This window comes from Bradyrhizobium shewense (assembly GCF_900094605.1).
GTDB lineage: Bacteria > Pseudomonadota > Alphaproteobacteria > Rhizobiales > Xanthobacteraceae > Bradyrhizobium > Bradyrhizobium shewense.
Map to the genome: position 1 here is coordinate 155,521 of NZ_FMAI01000017.1, position 17,877 is coordinate 173,397.

Annotated in this window: 14 protein-coding genes; 2 read left to right on the plus strand and 12 right to left on the minus strand. The window is 65.3% G+C overall.

Annotated features, from left to right (window positions below):
- Positions 1-5: 5 nt before the first annotated feature.
- Positions 6-1,562, plus strand: a complete 1,557-nt coding sequence (locus tag GA0061098_RS28505; RefSeq protein ID WP_091964489.1) for an MDR family MFS transporter — start codon at positions 6-8, stop codon at positions 1,560-1,562.
- 181 nt (positions 1,563-1,743) lie between these two features.
- Here the strand turns inward: GA0061098_RS28505 and GA0061098_RS28510 are convergent, their stop codons facing one another.
- The 6 genes from GA0061098_RS28510 to pcaF form a co-directional block, all read right to left on the minus strand.
- Complete coding sequence (locus tag GA0061098_RS28510) at positions 1,744-2,835, minus strand: phosphotransferase (protein WP_091964492.1); 1,092 nt, start codon at positions 2,833-2,835, stop codon at positions 1,744-1,746.
- Between the two features lie 48 nt (positions 2,836-2,883).
- Positions 2,884-4,572, minus strand: a complete 1,689-nt coding sequence (locus GA0061098_RS28515) for a methyl-accepting chemotaxis protein (RefSeq protein ID WP_091964495.1) — start codon at positions 4,570-4,572, stop codon at positions 2,884-2,886.
- A gap of 256 nt (positions 4,573-4,828) precedes the next feature.
- Complete coding sequence (gene pcaG / locus GA0061098_RS28520; RefSeq protein WP_091964498.1) at positions 4,829-5,431, minus strand: protocatechuate 3,4-dioxygenase subunit alpha; 603 nt, start codon at positions 5,429-5,431, stop codon at positions 4,829-4,831.
- Positions 5,432-6,133: a protocatechuate 3,4-dioxygenase subunit beta gene (pcaH, locus tag GA0061098_RS28525; protein WP_091964501.1), complete on the minus strand. Its 702-nt coding sequence runs from the start codon at positions 6,131-6,133 to the stop codon at positions 5,432-5,434.
- A 94-nt stretch (positions 6,134-6,227) separates the two neighbouring features.
- The gene (locus tag GA0061098_RS28530; protein ID WP_165637663.1) at positions 6,228-7,121 is read right to left on the minus strand and encodes a dioxygenase family protein; all 894 of its coding nucleotides are present in this window, start codon (positions 7,119-7,121) and stop codon (positions 6,228-6,230) included.
- A 119-nt stretch (positions 7,122-7,240) separates the two neighbouring features.
- The gene (pcaF, locus tag GA0061098_RS28535) at positions 7,241-8,449 is read right to left on the minus strand and encodes a 3-oxoadipyl-CoA thiolase (protein ID WP_091964510.1); all 1,209 of its coding nucleotides are present in this window, start codon (positions 8,447-8,449) and stop codon (positions 7,241-7,243) included.
- A 216-nt stretch (positions 8,450-8,665) separates the two neighbouring features.
- On the opposite strand from pcaF, the gene mutS reads away from it, so the two are divergent.
- Complete coding sequence (gene mutS, locus GA0061098_RS28540) at positions 8,666-11,404, plus strand: DNA mismatch repair protein MutS (protein WP_091964512.1); 2,739 nt, start codon at positions 8,666-8,668, stop codon at positions 11,402-11,404.
- A gap of 99 nt (positions 11,405-11,503) precedes the next feature.
- On the opposite strand, the gene GA0061098_RS28545 is transcribed toward mutS, so the two are convergent.
- The 6 genes from GA0061098_RS28545 to GA0061098_RS28570 form a co-directional block, all read right to left on the minus strand.
- Positions 11,504-13,180: a methyl-accepting chemotaxis protein gene (locus GA0061098_RS28545; protein ID WP_091964515.1), complete on the minus strand. Its 1,677-nt coding sequence runs from the start codon at positions 13,178-13,180 to the stop codon at positions 11,504-11,506.
- Positions 13,181-13,431: 251 nt separating this feature from the next.
- Entirely contained in the window at positions 13,432-14,241 is an 810-nt protein-coding gene (locus GA0061098_RS28550) for a hypothetical protein (protein WP_091964518.1), read from the minus strand.
- Between the two features lie 177 nt (positions 14,242-14,418).
- Positions 14,419-14,928, minus strand: coding sequence for an OsmC family protein (locus tag GA0061098_RS28555; RefSeq protein WP_028139616.1), 510 nt, complete (start codon positions 14,926-14,928; stop codon positions 14,419-14,421).
- A 54-nt stretch (positions 14,929-14,982) separates the two neighbouring features.
- Entirely contained in the window at positions 14,983-15,768 is a 786-nt protein-coding gene (locus GA0061098_RS28560) for an ABC transporter ATP-binding protein (RefSeq protein ID WP_091964521.1), read from the minus strand.
- Positions 15,769-15,772: 4 nt separating this feature from the next.
- Positions 15,773-16,618: an ABC transporter permease gene (locus tag GA0061098_RS28565; RefSeq protein WP_091964586.1), complete on the minus strand. Its 846-nt coding sequence runs from the start codon at positions 16,616-16,618 to the stop codon at positions 15,773-15,775.
- A 214-nt stretch (positions 16,619-16,832) separates the two neighbouring features.
- On the minus strand, positions 16,833-17,804 hold the full coding sequence (locus GA0061098_RS28570) for an aliphatic sulfonate ABC transporter substrate-binding protein (RefSeq protein ID WP_165637665.1): 972 nt from the start codon (positions 17,802-17,804) through the stop codon (positions 16,833-16,835).
- Between the last annotated feature and the right edge of the window lie 73 nt (positions 17,805-17,877).

A 17,877-nucleotide genomic window follows, 5' to 3' on the forward strand; every position in this document is an offset into this window, starting at 1 on the left:
ATCTGATGTCCGGTCCCAATGCCAGCCTGATGGTCCCCGGCCTGCGCCGGAACATGGTGACGATCTGCGCCATGACCGCGACCATCATGCAGGCGCTGGACACCACCATCGCCAACGTCGCCCTGCCCTACATGCAGGGCACGCTGTCGGCCTCGCAGGACCAGATCAACTGGGTGCTGACCTCCTACATCGTCGCCGCCGCGATCATGACGGCGCCGGTCGGCTGGATCGCCAACCGCTTCGGCCGAAAGCGCATCTTCATCATCTGCTCGGCCGGCTTCACGATGGCCTCGGTGCTGTGCGGCCTCGCCCAGGACATCAACCAGATGGTGCTGTTCCGCCTGCTGCAGGGCGTGTTCGGCGCGGCCCTGGTGCCGCTGTCGCAATCGGTGATGCTCGACTATTACACGCTCCAGGAGCGCGCCAAGGCGATGTCGATCTGGGGCATGGGCGTGATGATGGGCCCGATCATGGGGCCCTCGCTGGGGGCCTGGCTGACCGAGACCTATTCCTGGCACTGGGTGTTCTTCGTCAACCTGCCGTTCGGCTTCATCACCGTGCTCGGGCTGATCGTCTTCATGGACGAGACGGATAAGAATCTCAGCCTCAAATTCGACTGGTTCGGCTTCGCTGCGCTGGCGGTCGCGATCGGCTCGCTTCAGCTCGCCCTCGACCGTGGCGAGCAATTGGGCTGGCTGGAATCCAATGAGATCCTCGCGGAGTTCATCGTCTCGGCCGTCGCCTTCTACTTCTTCCTCGCGCACTCCTTCACGACCTCGACGCCGTTCATCCGCTTCGCGCTGTTTCGGGACCGCAACTTCGTCACCGGCTGCGTGTTCATGATCGTGATGGGGCTCGTGCTGTTCTCGACCATGGCGCTGGCCTCACCCTATATGCAGAACGTGATCGGCTATCCCATCATCACCGCCGGCCTCTTGCTGGCGAGCCGCGGCTTCGGCACCTTCTTCGCCATGATGCTGGTCGGCCGCATGATGCGTTATTTCGAGGCGCGCACGCTGATCATCGCCGGCCTGACGCTGACCGCGGCCTCGCTGTTCCAGATGACCGGCTGGACCGATTTGACCCAGGTGCCGGAGATCGTCACCGTCAGCGTCATCCAAGGCTTCGGCTTCGGCCTGGTCTTCGTGCCGCTCTCGACCGTGGCGTTCCTGACGCTATCGAACGATCTCCGTACTGACGGCACCGCGATGCTGACCCTGATGCGCAACGTCGCGAGCTCGGTCGGCATTTCCGTCGTCATCGCCCAGCTGACGCAGGGAACGCGGCGAACCTACGCGATCCTCTCCGAGCACATCAACCCGTTCAACCATGCACTGCAGATGCCCGACGTCAGGGGCCTGATCAACCTGTCTACCGACGCCGGCCGCGCCATGGCCGACAGGATGGTCAGCGTGCAGGCGCAGATCATCGCCTTCGCCTACGACTATCAGCTGGTGATGTTCTTCATCCTCTGCACCATCCCGCTCGCCTTGCTGATCGGCTCGACCAAGGCCACGCTGCGCAAGCAGGCGGCGGGACCGGAGCATGCGGTGATGGAGTAACGGTGTGGCGTAAGGAGTTAGTCCAGCCGCAACCTCCGCTGTCGTCCGGGACAAGATCCGGGATCCATAACCCCAGGGAGTAGTTTGGCGAAGACTCGGAATTGCCAGTCTCGCGCCAAACTACTCCCTGTGGTTATGGGCCCCTGCGTTCGCAGGGACGACACTGATTTGCGGCGCGCCCCTACAACAACTCCTCGCAGCCCAGATCATCCACAGCCGCAAACACCCGCTCCAGATTGTTCCACCAGATCACCGGCGGGATGTTGATGCTCCACTGCCAGACCGGCCTCGTGATCTGCCAGAGCACCGCCCACCGGTAGTCGCGATCGAGCGCACCGCGCGTGTAGCCGGTGATGCCGCTTTCGATCAACGTGTCATGGTAGAGATTGAGCAGCGAGCGTTCGAGCGCCTGCCGACGTTCCGGATACCAATGCATTGCCATCATGTAGGCGAGGTCGTGGGCTGGAACGTTGATGCTCCACAGGTCGAAATCGAAGATGCGCACGGTATCGGCAACGCCGGCGCGCGGCAGCAGGAAATTCCAGACATGGGCATCGCCGTGGGTGATGCTGAGGTGACGGCGTGAGTGGTAACGCTGGGACAGCCGGTCCGACTGATCGATGAGGCGGCGATAGAGGGTACGCCGCTCCTCGCTGAGGCGACCACCGAGAGAATCGGCAAAGCGGTCGTAATGGCCCGCGAAGGTCTCCATGCGCTCCGCACTGTCCTCAGGGCTCGCCCAGGTGCCGACGGTGTCGCCGAGGCTCGGGTGGTCCCACCAGGCCGCATGCCAGTGTGCGAGCGAAGTGACGATAGCGATCGTCTGTTCACGCGACGGCGGCAGCGGCCAGGCCGCCGCGATGTCGTGGCTGTCTGTGAGGTCCTCGAGCAGGAGATGCCAGGTGACGTTGCCCTCGTCGAAATGTCCGTCGAAGCAGCGGGGCACCAAGCCCTGCGGCATGCTTGGCGTCAGTCGCGTGTAGTATTCGACCTCGTGCCGGCCGCCATTGGCAAGCTTCTCGGCGAAGTCGGAATTCGCGGTCTTCAGGATCAGTGTCTGCGGCGCGCCGCCGGATTCGCCGACATAGCGCAGACCGAGGCGGACGATGTGTGACACGACGGTGTCGCGCTGATGCAGCACCTTCACCTCGCGGACCGCGCCGGCGTCCAGCACGCCGCCTCTGCGCAGTGCCGCCGTCAGTCGGGCGGGCTCAACGACATCAGGCAGTTGTGGAGGTGTCATGAAATTCACGATGCCCCTGTCCCGCGCCATACTGCACGATCATGACCCCACGCACCAGCCGCCGGTCCGATGCCGCGCTCAAGCCGCCTCGGTCGAGGCGCGCACGGTCCGCACCACGACCGACCGAAGCTGTTCGAGATTGGCCGCCATGCCGGCGATCGCCTGCCTGACCTCGGCGGCGCGCTCGTCCACGGAAGCGGCGTCGCGGCTGACATTGCCGATCTTGGCCGAGACCTCCTTCGCCGCTGAAGCCGATTCGGAAATCGACCGCGTGATCTCCCGCGTCGCGGCGTCCTGCTCTTCCATCGCGGCGGCAACCGAGGTCGCCACGCCGTCGATCTCGACGATGTGCCCTCCCATCGTCTCGACGGCATCGACCGCGGCCTGCGTCGAGGCCTGAATCTCGGTGATCAGCCGCGTGATCTCCTCGGTGGATTTGGCGGTCTGGTCGGACAGGGACTTCACTTCGGCGGCGACCACGGCGAAGCCGCGGCCGGCCTCGCCGGCACGTGCGGCCTCGATCGTGGCGTTGAGCGCCAGGAGGTTGGTCTGGCCGGCGATGCCGCCGATGAGGTCGGAGACCTCGGCGATCTTCTTCACCGATCCGGCCAGTGCCTGGATGGTCGAACGCGCCTGCTCGCGGCCGGCGACAGCCGATTTTGTGACGGTGCTGGTCCGCACGACCTGGCTCGCGATCTCGCGGATCGAGGCGCTCAGTTCTTCGGCCGCGGCCGAGACGGTCTGCGAACTGCTCAGGGCCTGGGTGGAGGCCGCCGCGACCGCCTGCGATTGCGCGGAGAGCGACCTCGCGATCTCCGACAGGCTGGACGCCGCCCGCTCCACGCCTTGCGTCGCTGCGCCGGCGGTGTCGACCGACCGGCCGGTCTCGCGCTCGACGGTTTCGGCCATCTGGTGCAGGGCGGAGCGCTTGGCGAGCGCCGCCTCGTGCTCCTGCCGCAACTGCTCCTCGCGCAGGCGGGAATTCTCGACCGCCGCCTGCTTGAATACCACAAGCGCCCCCGCCATCGAGCCGACCTCGTCCTTACGGTCAGCGAAAGGAATGTCGGCGGCGAGATCGCCGGTCGCAAGCTTCTGCATCGTGCCCGTCATGCGCACGATCGGGCGCACCACGCCGAGGGCGACGCCGAGCAGGCCCGCGGCAACGAGAGCCAGGACAGCGGCGGAGACGCCGAGGAGGATATAAAGCATCGAGCTGTCGCGGTCCGCGGCCAGCTTTTCCATGGCGGCATTCTGCTTGTTGGCGTTCTCGACGATGCTGTCGATCACGGCGCGATGCGCGGTGTAGGCGTCCTTCACCTGCGCATAGATGCGCTCGGACGCAGCGGCGTCCTTGGCCTTGAGGGCCGGCAGGAGCTGGTCGGACGCCTTCCAGAACTTCTGCACCTCGGCGTCGGACTTGGACACCAGCGCCGTTTTCAGGTCGGCCGAGAGGCTGGAGGTGACCCAGAACGCCTTGCGCTCGTCGTAGTCCTTGCGGAGCTGGGCCAGACGTTCGCCGTGGGCCGCCAGCTGGTCCGGCTCGCGCATGGCCAGGGTCGCCTCGAGATAGGCCTCGATGACATATTCCGGCGGCGGCAGAATGTCCGCGATGAGGTCGTTGCCGAGCTTGATGTCGGAGTAGAGCGGACCGCCGACCTTGAGCTCTTTCAAGGCGTAGAGGCTGGTCGAAACCACGGTGGCAAAACCGATGGCGAGAACGATGCCGAACGCAATGATCGCAGATGACAACGACAGACGAAATTTCATGAAAACAATCCAGGGCGGTGTCAAAACTGCAGCCACCCTAGACGAATACGGTAAATACGGGATTGCTTCGCGCCGAAATTGTATCGCGCGAACCCCGTCTAACTACGGGAATTTGACGTCAAGTCGTCGGTATTTGAGTCAGCGAGGCTGACGCACACACATGCGGGAGAATCGTTTCGGCCGGAGGCAGCCTCGGCTTCGATGCGCCAGATGAGACATGCGTGCCGGCGACCAAGCCTCCCCGGCACGGATTGTCTCACACGTCGAAGAACACCGTCTCGTTGTCGCCCTGGAGCCGCAGGTCGAGCCGGTAGGCCGGCTTGCCGGCTTCGCGCACCGCAGTCAGCGTGGCGCGGCGCTCGGTGGGCACCAGCGCCAGCACGGGGTCGGCGGCGTTGCCGGCCTCGTCGCCGAAATAGATCCGGGTGTAGAGATGCCGCAGCATGCCGCGGCCGAACACCGCAAGGAGGATGTGCGGCGCCTGTGGCTTGCCATCGGGATCCGGCACCGTGCCCGGCTTGATGGTCTCGAACGCGTAATTGCCGTCCTTGTCGGTGCCGCAACGGGCAAAGCCGCGGAAGCTCGCATTCGGCAGCGCACGCTTGTCCTGCGGGTCGGCAAAGCGACCCTGCGCGTCCGCCTGCCAGATCTCCAGCATGCAATCTGGCACGGCAACACCGTCACCGTCGAACACACGCCCCTCGATGCGGATGCGCTCGCCGGTGACGTCGGGCGTGAGCGTCGAGTTGGTGAACGCGTCGTTCCAGGCGTATTCGCCGTTCGGCGTCAGGCCGTATTTGAAGAACGGGCCGACCGTCTGCGATGGGGTGATCCCGTCGGGCGTCACAGAATCCTGCACTTAGTGATTCTCCATGGGGGTGGCGTTCTTGCCGCGCAGCACGACGTCAAAGCGGTAGCACAGCGCCCATTCGGGCTGGGTGTTCTCGAGATCGAACGAGGAGACCATCCGCGCTCGCGCCTTCTCGTCCGGCACCGAGTTGAAGATCGGATCGAACGGGAACAGCGGATCGTTCGGAAAATACATCTGCGTCACGAGGCGCGTGACGAAGGAATGGCCGAACACCGACAGATGGATGTGTGCCGGACGCCAGGCATTGTGGTGATTGCCCCAGGGATAGGCGCCGGGCTTGATGGTGACGAAACGATAGTAGCCGGCGGCATCGCTCACGGTACGGCCGGCACCGGTGAAGTTCGGATCGAGCGGCGCCGGATGCTGGTCGCGGACATGGACATAGCGACCGCAGGAATTGGCCTGCCAGATCTCGACCAATGAATTCGGCACGCCGCGGCCATTCTCGTCGCGCACATGGCCGTGCACGATGATGCGTTCGCCGATCGGCTCGCCGGTATGCTGGGTGGTGAGGTCGGCATCGCCCTCCCGCACGGTTTCGTGGCCGTAGACCGGACCGGTCAGCTCCGACAGGGTGTGCCGCATCGGGATCAAGGGCTTGTTCGGCGCGCGCTTGATCGAGCTCTTGTAGTCGGGCGACAGCGGCAGCGGATGCGCCTTATTGCTGTCAGTGGGATAGATGAATGTCATGGGCGAACTCCTCCCCGGCCATTGTGGTCCGGCCGGACAACGCTTCCGCCAATCATTATAGGATATAACTAATTGGGGGAAGCGGGTTTGAGCCCTATTTGATCGGCGGACGCGGCAGTACGGCTTCCCCGACTTCGAGTCGGTAGACATGGTCGAGCGAATACCAGGGCGTCGCAACATCGCGTTCGGTCGGATGTGGCGCGTCATGACGCAGGAACTTGCCGATCAGCGCCTGCGTCACGCCGAACTGCACGTCGCTGTCGATATGGGGATCGTTGGGATCGTAGACCTGCGAGATCAGGACCTTGAAGCCCGGCTTGAAGATCAGGGCATGCAAATGCGCGGGGCGATAGGGATGGCGGCTCTGCGCCTCCAGCAGGCGGCCGACCACGCCGCCCGTCGGAATGGGATAGCCCACCATCATCACCGAACGGAAGGAGAAGCGCCCATCCTGGTCGGTCGTGAACTTGCCACGCAGGTTCATGTCGGCCTGGTCAGGATCCTGGTTCTCGTAGAGGCCGACAGGAGAGGCGTGCCAGACATCGACCTCGGCGCCGACGACCGGACGACCCTCCTTGTCCACGACGCGGCCATTCACGAACAGCGGCGCGCCCGGGGTCTCGGAGCGGACGATCGATCCGCCATTCTCGACCCGCGGCGAGTTCAACCGCCAGAACGGCCCGAGCAGCGACTGATCGGTTTCGGTATTGCCCTGATCGCCGTTGTTGAGCAGGCACACCAGCGGCGAGACGCCGAGCGAGCCCGCCATCAGCACCACTTCGTTGTGCGTGTCGGTGGTCAGCTTGCCGAGCTCGGCGATGACAGCGGTGGCATCGCGAAACTCCTTCTCGGTCAGGCGGACGTCGCGCACGAAGCCGTGCAAATGCTTGACCAGGGAGATCATGATCTGGCGCATGCGCGGATCGGAAGTCCGCTCCATCACCGCCAGTGCTGCGGCCGTGACGTCCTGCTCGCGCTCGATGATCATGCCCGCCTCCCGGTCGCCCGTCATTCCGGGGCAGCCCGACAGGGCTGAACCCGGAACCTCGAGATCCCGGATTCCGCTCTAACGAGCAGCTCCGGGATGACGGTCCACTGCGTGGACCGTCAGTTCAGCTTCTCGATCGCGACCGCGACGCCCTGGCCGACGCCGACGCACATGGTGGCGAGCGCGAGCTTGCCGCCGCGCTTCTCCATGCCGTGGACGGCGGTGAGCGCGAGGCGCGCGCCGCTCATGCCGAGGGGATGGCCGAGCGCGATGGCGCCGCCATGCGGATTGACGAAATCCGCATCGTCGGCGACGCCGAGCTGGCGCATGCAGGCGATGCCTTGCGAGGCGAAGGCCTCGTTGAGCTCGATCAGGTCGAAATCGCTGATCTTCTTGCCGAGCCGTTCCATCAGCTTGCGGGTCGCGGGCACGGGACCGATGCCCATGATGCGCGGCGGCACGCCGGCCGAGGCAAGGCCGAGGATGCGCGCGCGCGGCGTCAGGCCATGCTTCTTCACCGCAGCTTCCGACGCCAGGATCATCGCGGCGGCGCCGTCATTGACGCCGGAAGCATTGCCGGCGGTCACCGTGCCGGGATTGCGTACGATCGGCTTCAGTTTTGCCAAACCTTCGAGCGTGGTCTCGGGACGCGGATGCTCGTCCTTGTCGACGGTTACAGGACCCGCCTTGCCGCCGGGAATGGTGATCGGGATGATTTCTTCCGCAAAATAGCCGGCCGCGATCGCGGCGCCTGCGCGCTGCTGCGAGCGGATGGCGAAGGCGTCCTGGTCGGCGCGCGAGACCTGAAATTCCTCGGCAACGTTCTCGCCGGTCTCCGGCATGGCGTCGACGCCGTACTGCGCCTTCAGTAGCGGATTGATGAAGCGCCAGCCGATGGTGGTGTCGAAAATCTCGGCCGAGCGCGAGAAGGCCTCCTGCGCCTTGCCCATCACGAACGGCGCGCGCGTCATGGATTCGACACCGCCGGCAATGGCGAGCTCGATCTCGCCGGAGCGGATGGCGCGGCCGGCCGCACCGACCGCATCCAGGCCGGAGGCGCAGAGCCGGTTGAGCGTCTGGCCGGGAACCGAGTCCGGCAGACCTGCGAGCAGGAGCGCCATGCGTGCGACGTTGCGGTTGTCCTCGCCGGCCTGGTTGGCACAGCCGAAGAAGACTTCGTCCACTTGCGCCCAGTCGAGGTTGGGGTGCTTGGCCATCAGTGCCTTGATCGGGGCTGCGGCAAGATCGTCGGCACGCACCTTGGCGAGTGAGCCGCCGAAACGGCCGATCGGGGTCCGCACGGCATCGCAGATAAAGACATCACGCATCGTTGTTCTCCCTGAATGCCGCGGTTCGGCCCAAATTCTTCAATGACGGCGGAGTTTTAGGAGGGCGCCCGCAGCAGGTCAATCGACCGATACACGCGTGTTCCGAGGGGGCCACACGCCGGCCACGCATGCCGCAATGCGGACAACGTGGAAAACCTCCCCTTCCCGGCCAAAGCGATAGGAGCAGGAGGCGAAATTTTGTAGGTTGCGCCGCCCATGACCATGCAACAGCCGATACCCGTACCTCCTCCCGACGAAGCGCCCGCCTCGCCAGCGGAAGCCATCGCGCGCGTCACGCCGATGATGGAACAGTACCTGGAGATCAAGGCGGCGCACCAGGGCCTGCTGCTGTTCTACCGGATGGGCGATTTCTACGAATTGTTCTTCGAGGACGCCGAGATCGCCTCCAGGACGCTCGGCATCGTCTTGACCAAGCGCGGCAAGCATCAAGGCGCCGACATCCCGATGTGCGGCGTGCCGGTCGAGCGCTCCGAGGACTATCTGCACCGCCTGATCTCGGCTGGGCATCGGGTCGCGGTCTGCGAGCAGACCGAAGATCCCGCTGCAGCCAAGGCGCGCGGCAACAAGAGCGTGGTCCGCCGCGGCGTGGTCCGGCTGGTGACGCCGGGCACGCTGACCGAGGACAATCTGCTGGATGCGCGCGCCAACAATTATCTGCTCGCGATCGCGCGCGCCCGCTCCTCTGCCGGCGGCGACCGCTTCGGCCTCGCCTGGATCGACATCTCGACCGCCGAGTTCATGGTCACGGAATGTTCGGGCGGCGAGCTTGCCGCAACGCTGGCGCGCATCAACCCGAACGAGGCCATCGTCACCGACGCGCTCTACAACGACAGCGAGCTCGGACAGACCTTGCGCGAGCTGCCGGCCGTGACGCCGCTGACGCGCGACGTCTTCGATGGCGCCACCGCCGAGAAGCGGCTGTGCGATTATTTCGCCGTCGCGACCATGGACGGGCTGGCGCAGCTGACGCGGCTGGAGGCCACCGCAGCAGCGGCAGCCGTCACCTATGTCGACCGCACCCAGGTCGGCAAGCATCCGCCGCTGTCGCCGCCCGCGCGCGAAGCCTCGGGCGCAACCATGGCGATCGATCCGGCCACACGCGCCAATCTCGAGCTGACCCGGACGCTCGCAGGCGAACGTCGCGGCTCGCTGCTCGATGCGATCGACTGCACGGTGACCTCGGCGGGCTCGCGTCTGCTGGCTCAACGTTTGGCCGCGCCGCTGACGGATGCGCCGGGGATCGCGCGCCGGCTCGATGCGGTCAGTACCTTCGTCGCCGATTCCGCCGCGCGCGAAGACATCCACAGCATCCTGCGCGGCGCGCCCGACATGTCGCGCGCGCTGGCGCGTCTCTCGGTCGGCCGCGGCGGCCCGCGCGACCTCGCAGGCATCCGCGACGGCATCGTCGCCGCCGACCAGGTGCTGGCGCGGCTTTCCGAGCTAGATCAGCCGCCGCAGGAGATCGCGGTGGTGATGGCGGCGTTGCAGAGGCCCTCGCGCGAGCTCGCGGCCGAATTCGCCAGCGCGCTCGACGAGCAGCTGCCGCTGATCAAGCGCGATGGCGGCTTCGTTCGACAGGGCTATGAGCCCGCGCTCGATGAAGCCCGAAACCTGCGCGATGCCTCGCGTCTCGTCGTCGCCTCGATGCAGGCGCGCTATGCCGACACGACATCCGTGAAAGGCCTGAAGATCCGGCACAACAACGTGCTCGGCTATTTCGTCGAGGTCACCGCGCAGCACGGCGACAAACTGATGTCGGCGCCGCTGAACGCGACCTTCATCCATCGCCAGACGCTGGCGGGCCAGGTGCGCTTCACCACTTCCGAGCTGGGGGAGATCGAAGCCAAGATCGCCAATGCCGGCGACCGCGCCCTCGGGCTCGAACTCGAGATTTTCGAGCGGCTGTCAGCCAAGGCCATGGCGATCAGCGACGATCTGCGCGCCGCCGCCCACGCCTTCGCCTTGCTCGACGTCGCGACCTCGCTGGCCAAGCTCGCAGTCGACGACAATTATGTGCGGCCGGACGTGGACGACTCGCTCGGCTTCGCAATCGAGGCCGGCCGCCATCCCGTGGTGGAGCAGGCCCTGAAGCGCAATGGCGAGCCGTTCATCGCCAATGCCTGCGACCTCTCGCCAAGTCCTGCGCAAAAGTCCGGCCAGCTCTGGCTGCTCACCGGTCCCAACATGGCCGGTAAATCGACCTTCCTGCGTCAGAACGCACTGATTGCGCTGCTGGCGCAGATCGGCAGCTTCGTGCCGGCCACGCGCGCGCGAATTGGCATCATCGACCGCCTGTTCTCGCGCGTCGGCGCCGCCGACGATCTCGCCCGCGGCCGCTCCACCTTCATGGTCGAGATGGTCGAGACGGCTGCGATCCTGAACCAGGCCGGCGAGCGCTCACTCGTGATCCTCGACGAGATCGGCCGCGGCACCGCGACCTTCGACGGTCTCTCGATCGCCTGGGCTGCGATCGAGCATCTGCACGAAAGCAATCGCTGCCGCACGCTATTCGCCACGCATTATCACGAGCTGACCGCGCTCTCGGCCAAGCTGCCGCGGATGTTCAACGCCACGGTGCGGGTGAAGGAATGGCAGGGCAACGTCGTGTTCCTGCACGAGGTGCTGCCGGGCTCGGCCGATCGTTCCTACGGCATCCAGGTCGCCAAGCTCGCCGGCCTGCCGCCGGCCGTGATCACGCGCGCGAAGTCGGTGCTCTCCAAGCTGGAGGCGCAGGACCGCGGCCAGACCGCACGGGCGCTGGTGGACGATCTTCCGTTATTCGCCGTGCCCTCACGCGCGGCAGCGGAAGCTGCTCCGCCGAGCGAAGCCGAATTGCTGATGGACGCCGTGAAGGCGCTGCACCCCGACGAGATGTCGCCACGCGAGGCGCTCGATGCGTTGTATGCGCTGAAGGCCAAGCTGCCGAAGGCATAGATCAGACCGTCATTCCGGAATGGTCCGAAGGACCAGACCCGGAATCTCGAGATTCCGGGTTCGCCTCTTCGAGGCGCCCCGGAATGACTGTGCGCCTGGCTACGCCCTCGCCGCGATCGCTGCCGCTTCCGCCGCCGCGCGCTGCATGCTGGTCGACATCTCGTTCGTCACCGTGCTCTGCTCCTCGACGGCAGCGGCGGTCGATGTCACGTATTCGCTGACATTGTTGATCGCCTGCTTGATCGAGCCGAGCGCGCTGACGACGTCGCCGGAGATGCCGTTGAGGCTGCCGATCTCCTGGCCGATCTTGTCGGTGGCCTGCTTGGCCTGATTGGCGAGACTCTTCACTTCGGAGGCGACCACCGCAAAGCCGCGGCCGGCTTCGCCGGCCCGTGCGGATTCGATCGTGGCGTTCAGCGCCAGGAGGTTGATCTGGCCGGTGATGCTGTTGATCATCTCGACGATGCCGCTCATCGACTGCGCCGCCTCGGTGAGGCGCTGGGCCTGAGCGTCCGCTGAGGCGACCTGCTCCACCGCGCTCATCGCGGTCTCGCGGGACTTGGTCATCGCCTCGGAGATCTCCCGCACCGAAGCGTTCAGCTCCTCCGAACCGGCGGCGACCGATTCCATCATGCCGCGCACGCGCTCGTTGCCCATGCGGACCAGCACTTGCCGCGTGGTGTCGGTGGCGTATTTCACGACCTTGAACGGCTTGCCGTTGAGATCGAGGATCGGGTTATAGGAGGCCTGGATGTAGACCTCCTTGCCGCCCTTGCCGATGCGCTTGTATTCGGCCGCCTGGTACTGACCGCGGTTGAGCGCGGCCCAGAACTCGCGATAGGCGGCGCCGTCGCGCTCCGCGGGCTCGACGAACATGCTGTGGTGCTTGCCCTTGATCTCGGCCAGCGAGTAGCCGAGTGCGCCGAGGAAGTTGGCGTTGGCGGCGATGATCGTGCCGTCCATGTTGAATTCGATCACGGCCTGGGCCTTGTCGATCGCCGATATCTGACCGGCGAGATCGGCGTTCTTCAGCTTCTCCGCGGTGACGTCGGTTGCGAACTTGACGACGCCGTAAGGTTTGCCGTTCTCGTCGAGCAGCGGGTTGTAGGAGGCGAGAATCCACACTTCGCGGCCGCCCTTGCCGATGCGCTTGAACTCGCCGGCCTGGTATTCACCCCGGTTGAGCGCAGCCCAGAACTCGCGATAGGCCGCGCCGTCGCGGTCGGCCTGCGGCATGAACAGGCTGTGATGCTTGCCCTCGATCTCGGCCAGCGAATAGCCGAGCGTCTTGCAGAAATTCTCGTTGGCGGTGACGATGGTGCCGTCGAGCTTGAATTCGATGACGGCCTGGGCACGGCTGATCGCGGCGATCTTCGACGCATCCGTCATGCTCCGGATCTTCTTCGCCGTGATATCGGTCGCGATCTTGGCGACCATCACCGTCTTGCCGTTGCCGTCGAGCACCGGATTGTAGGATGCTTCGATCCAGACCTCGCGGCCACCCTTCGCGATCCGCTTGAACTCGCGCGCTTGATACTCGCCACGGTTCAATGCAGCCCAGAACGCCTTGTACTCGGCGGTATCGCGCTGGTCGCCCGGCACGAACATGGAGTGATGCTTGCCCTGAATCTCGTCAAGCCGATAGCCGAGGGCGTCGAGAAAATTCTGGTTGGCCGTGATGATCGAGCCATCGAGATTGAATTCGATCATAGCCTGCGAACGGCCTATGGCGTCGAGCCGCCCTTGTGCATCGCTGTGGGACCTGCGACCGAACATCAAACAATCTCCATCTCGAAATACGCGATACTTCGTACGGGAAAAGCTCGAACAAAGTTCTAATAGAAATGTCGGAAACCAGCAGGGCCGGGAACGATCCGGCGGGCGTCGAGAGCCGCCATCCGCGCCCCCTGCGACTTGAAATGACATTTCTCATTCAATGGCTTGGGAAGATGCAGCGTTGCCTGTCGGCATGAGATGCGGTCTCCGACATGTCCTTTCGCGACGCGATGTCGCGCGTGTCCGTAGTCTCACGGCCCTTGCCGCGCCTTGTGCATCCTATGCCGGCCGATTCCCCACAGCGTCAGATTCCAGGCGATGCAGGTGCCGAGCGCGAGACACAAACCGACGGCCGAGCCGAATGACACCACTGCAACGTGCAGGACGGCAATCGCCGTGCCGAATCCGAGCAGGCCCCAGGCGGAGTTGGCGAGCACGGCTGCGGTCGGCGGGCCGCCGATGCGCGGATGCAGGATCACCATGATGCTGGAGAACACCACGGGATACAGCGCGATGATGCCGCTGATGCGGGGGCCTACCCAGCCCGAGGTCGAGACCACGATGGCGACCAGAGTCGCGACCAGTGCAGCCCGCATCGGCACGTCGTACCAGCGACGCGTGACCAGCGGCATCTTCACATGGCGATAGCCCGCCAGGAGCGGAATGCAGATGCCGAAGGCGATCAGATTGGCGGCCAGCCCCGCGGTGAGCGACCAGTCGAACTGGCGGATGATCGAGGCCAGCACGATCCAGACGGCGACCGCACTTCCACAACTCACCGCGAGACTGTGCCGCTGCGCCAGCACGACATAAATGACGCACATGAAGATCGTCGCCGCATTGATCGGCAGGCTCGCCAGCGAGCCCTGCGCGATGAAAGCGGCATCGTGGTCGAGCGCGAGGAAGACGTAGGAGGGACCGGCCGAAATCGGCAGGGTCGCGACCAGCGCGCCGATCACCGGACCCGCGTGCTCGGTGATGATCGAGGCCGTCACGACGAACGCCGCCGCGATCGCCATGCGCAGGAGAAGGAAGAGGAAGAAGTGGAGATCGGGGGACATTTTTGGCTTCTTACCCTCCCCTGGAGGGGGAGGGTCGGCTCATATTGAGCGCAGCGAAATATGAGACGGGGTGGGGTGACAGTCTCTCAACGGCGACGGTGCCCGAGTGGAGAGATCACCCCACCCCGCTCGCGCTATGCGCGATCGACCCTCCCCCTCCAGGGGAGGGTAAGAGACTCACATCCGCTGCATCGACACCGACACCTTCGGGCCGTTCTTGATGGTCTGATAGACCACGCAATAGCGCTCGGTCAGCTTGAGCAGGAGATCGAGCTTGTCCTGCGGCGCCGATGTGTCGACCTCGAAGCGCAGACGGATCTCGGCGAAGCCGACCGGTGTCTCCTTGTCGACGCCGAGCGTGCCGCGGAAATCGAGATCGCCCTCGGCATAGACGTTGCCGGTCTTGAGCGGCACCTCGATCGCAGTCGCGACCGACTTCAACGTGACCCCGGCACAGGCGACGAGCGCCTCAAGCAACATGTCCCCGGAGCAAAGCTCGAGGCCGGAACCGCCGGTCGCCGGATGCAGGCCGGCAAGCGCGATGGCGCGGCCGGTCTCGACCTTGCAAGCGATGCCTTCGCTGTCGGTGGAGCCCTTGGCCTTCAGCGTGATCAGTGCGGTCTTGGGATCGGTCTTGTAGCGCTCCTTGATCGGAGCCTGCATCTGGCGCAGCTCTGCAGCGTCCATTTTCGTTCTCTCCCGGAAAATTGCCCCTCGATGTACCGGTTCAGAGCGAAATTGTCACCACCACATGGCCTGACCGGGACCCTGGGTTGCGTCACGGTCGGGTACGTTGCGGTCAAGCGAACGGTCGAGTGACGTCAGCACACTTCGCTTGAAATTCTCGAACAACGGCGAATTGCGGTCGCGCGGCCGTCCGAGATTGATCTCGATCTGGTCGAACAACCGGCCCGGCCGCGGCCGCATCACCAGCACGCGGTCGGCCAGCACCACGGCCTCGTCGACGTCGTGTGTGACGAGGATGAGGGTCGGCCGCGTGTCCGCCCAGAGGTCGAGCAGATGATCCTGGAGATCCCTGCGGGTGAAGGCATCGAGCGCGGAGAACGGCTCGTCCAGCAACAGCACCTCCGGCTGCGGCACCAGCGCGCGTGCGATCGCAACCCGCTGCGCCTGTCCGCCGGAGAGCTCGCGCGGCCAGGCCTGCGCCTTTTCCGCCAGCCCGACGCGTTCGAGCGCACGCGCGACCTTCTCGCGGCGCTCGGCCGCGGACAGATCGGCAAGGCCGAAGCCGATATTGTCGGCGACGCTGAGCCAGGGCAGCAGCCGCGGCTCCTGGAAGATGATGCCGATCTTGGCATGCGGCGAGACGATCGCCTCATGGTCGAGCGTCACCGTGCCAGCGCTGGCGCGATCGAGCCCGGCGATGGCGCGCAGCAGCGTGGACTTGCCACAGCCGGAGCCGCCGATGATGGCGATGATCTCGCCCAGCCTGATTTCGGCGGAGAAGCGCGAAAGCGCCTGTACGCCGTTGGGATAGGTCTTGCTGACCCGGTCGAGCGCCAGCATTGCCTCAAGCTCCCTTCGCGCGCCCGAAGGCATCCTGCCAGCGCAGGAAAGGCGCGGCCGCGACCTCGATCAACCAGTCCGTGAGCTTGCCGAGGATGGCGAAGATCACGATGGCGGCCAGGATCTGCGCGGGCTTGCCGAGCTGCTGGCCGTCGAGCAGGAGATAGCCGAGGCCTTCGGAGGCGCCGATCAGCTCGGCCGCGACCACGAACATCCAGCCGAGGCCGAGACCGACGCGCAGGGAAACCACATAGGCCGGCAGCACCGCCGGCAGCAGGATGCGGCGGATCATGGCGAAGCCCGAGAGGCGGAAGGTCCGGCCGACCTCGACGATCTTGCGATCCACCGAGAGGATCGCGCCCATCACGCCGAGATAGACCGGAAAGAACACCCCGACTGCGATCAGCGCGATCTTCGAGGTCTCGAAGATGCCGAGCCAGAGAATGAACAGCGGCACCCAGGCCAGCGACGGGATCGCGCGCAGGGCCTGCACGGTCGGATCGAGCAGCCGGCGCGCCAGCGACCAATAGCCGGAGATGGCGCCGAGCACCGTGCCTGCGACCACGCCGAAGGCGAAGCCGAGCGAGACGCGCCACAGCGTCGCTACGATGTGGCGGACCAGCTCGCCAGAACGGGCAAGCTCAGCAATGGTGGCGAAGACGCGCGAGGGCGGCGGCACCAGCCGGCCGTTGGACCAGCCGAACCAGACCACCAGCTCCCAGCCGAGCGCGAGCGCGAGCGGCAACAGGAGCCCCAGCATCGGCCGCGCATAGCGCGCGGCGCGCGAGGGCGCGGTAGCGCTTTCGGCGGGTTCCGAGGATTGTTGCAAGGCTGGCGCGTCGGAGATCATGGCCATTAGCAAGCGCGTCTGATTGGGGATTGCAAGGAGCCTCTTACCCTCCCGTGGAGGGGGAGGGTCGGCTCATATTGAGCGCAGCGAAATATGAGACGGGGCGGGGTGACAGTCTCTCCGCGACAGACGGTGCCCGAGCGGAGAGATCACCCCACCCCGCTCGCGCTGCGCGCGATCGACCCTCCCCCTCCAGGGGAGGGTAAGAGAGAGATCAATTCGTCGGCAGCGGGACCTGGTCGTCGATCAGAGCATCCAGCGTCGCCTTCACGTCGACCTTGGCATCGACGACACCGGCCTGTTGCAGCGCGAGGCCGGCGGCGAGGATCGACTCGCGCTGCGGCGCGCCGATGCGGCTGTGGGTGAGCTCGGTGCGCTCCTTGAGCTGCTTGTCGACGACGGCCTCGGGGAGTTTTGTGACCGCGATGAAGGTCTTCTTCAGCTCGTCGTAATTGGCCAGCGAATATTTGCGCGCCTCCTCATACACCGCGAGGAGGCGGCGGGCAGCGTCGGGATGGTCCTTCAAAAACTGCTCGCGCACATTGAGGATGCCCCAGGTGTTGGCGTCGGCCTTGCGGTAGAACAGCTTTGCGCCCTCCTCGACCTCGGCCTGCGCCATCATTGGATCGAGGCCGGCCCAGGCGTCGACGTCGCCGCGGATCAGCGCGGACTTGCCGTCGGCGTGCTGGAGCAGCACCGGGGTGATGTCCTTTTCGGTAAGGCCCGCCCCTAACAGCGCGCGCACTAGGAAGATGTGCGGATCGGTGCCGCGCGTCACCGCGACGCGCTTGCCCTTGAGGTCGGCGACGCCGGCAATCTTGGAATCCTTCGATGTCACCAGCGCCGTCCACTCAGGGCGCGAATAGACATAGATCGACTTGATCGGGTTACCGTTGATGCGGGCGACCAGCGCCGCCGAACCCGCGGTCGAGCCGAAATCGATCGAGCCGGCGTTGAGGAATTCGAGCGCCTTGTTGGAGCCGGCCGACTGCACCCAGGTGACGGTGATGCCGTCCTTGGCGAACTCCTTCTCCAGGAGCCCCTTCTGCTTCAGAACCATCGACACCGGATTGTAAGTCGCCCAGTCGATGCGGATTTCCTTGAGCGGATCGGCCGCCTTGGCCGCGGGGGTCACGGCGAGCGCAACCGCCCCCGCCAGCAGAATGCGTCGTGTAATTCCGGGCATGCCCAGCCTCCTCCAAAACTTCATTGTTTTTCAATGAGTTATATCTAGAGGTCAACGAGAAAATCCGCCCCTC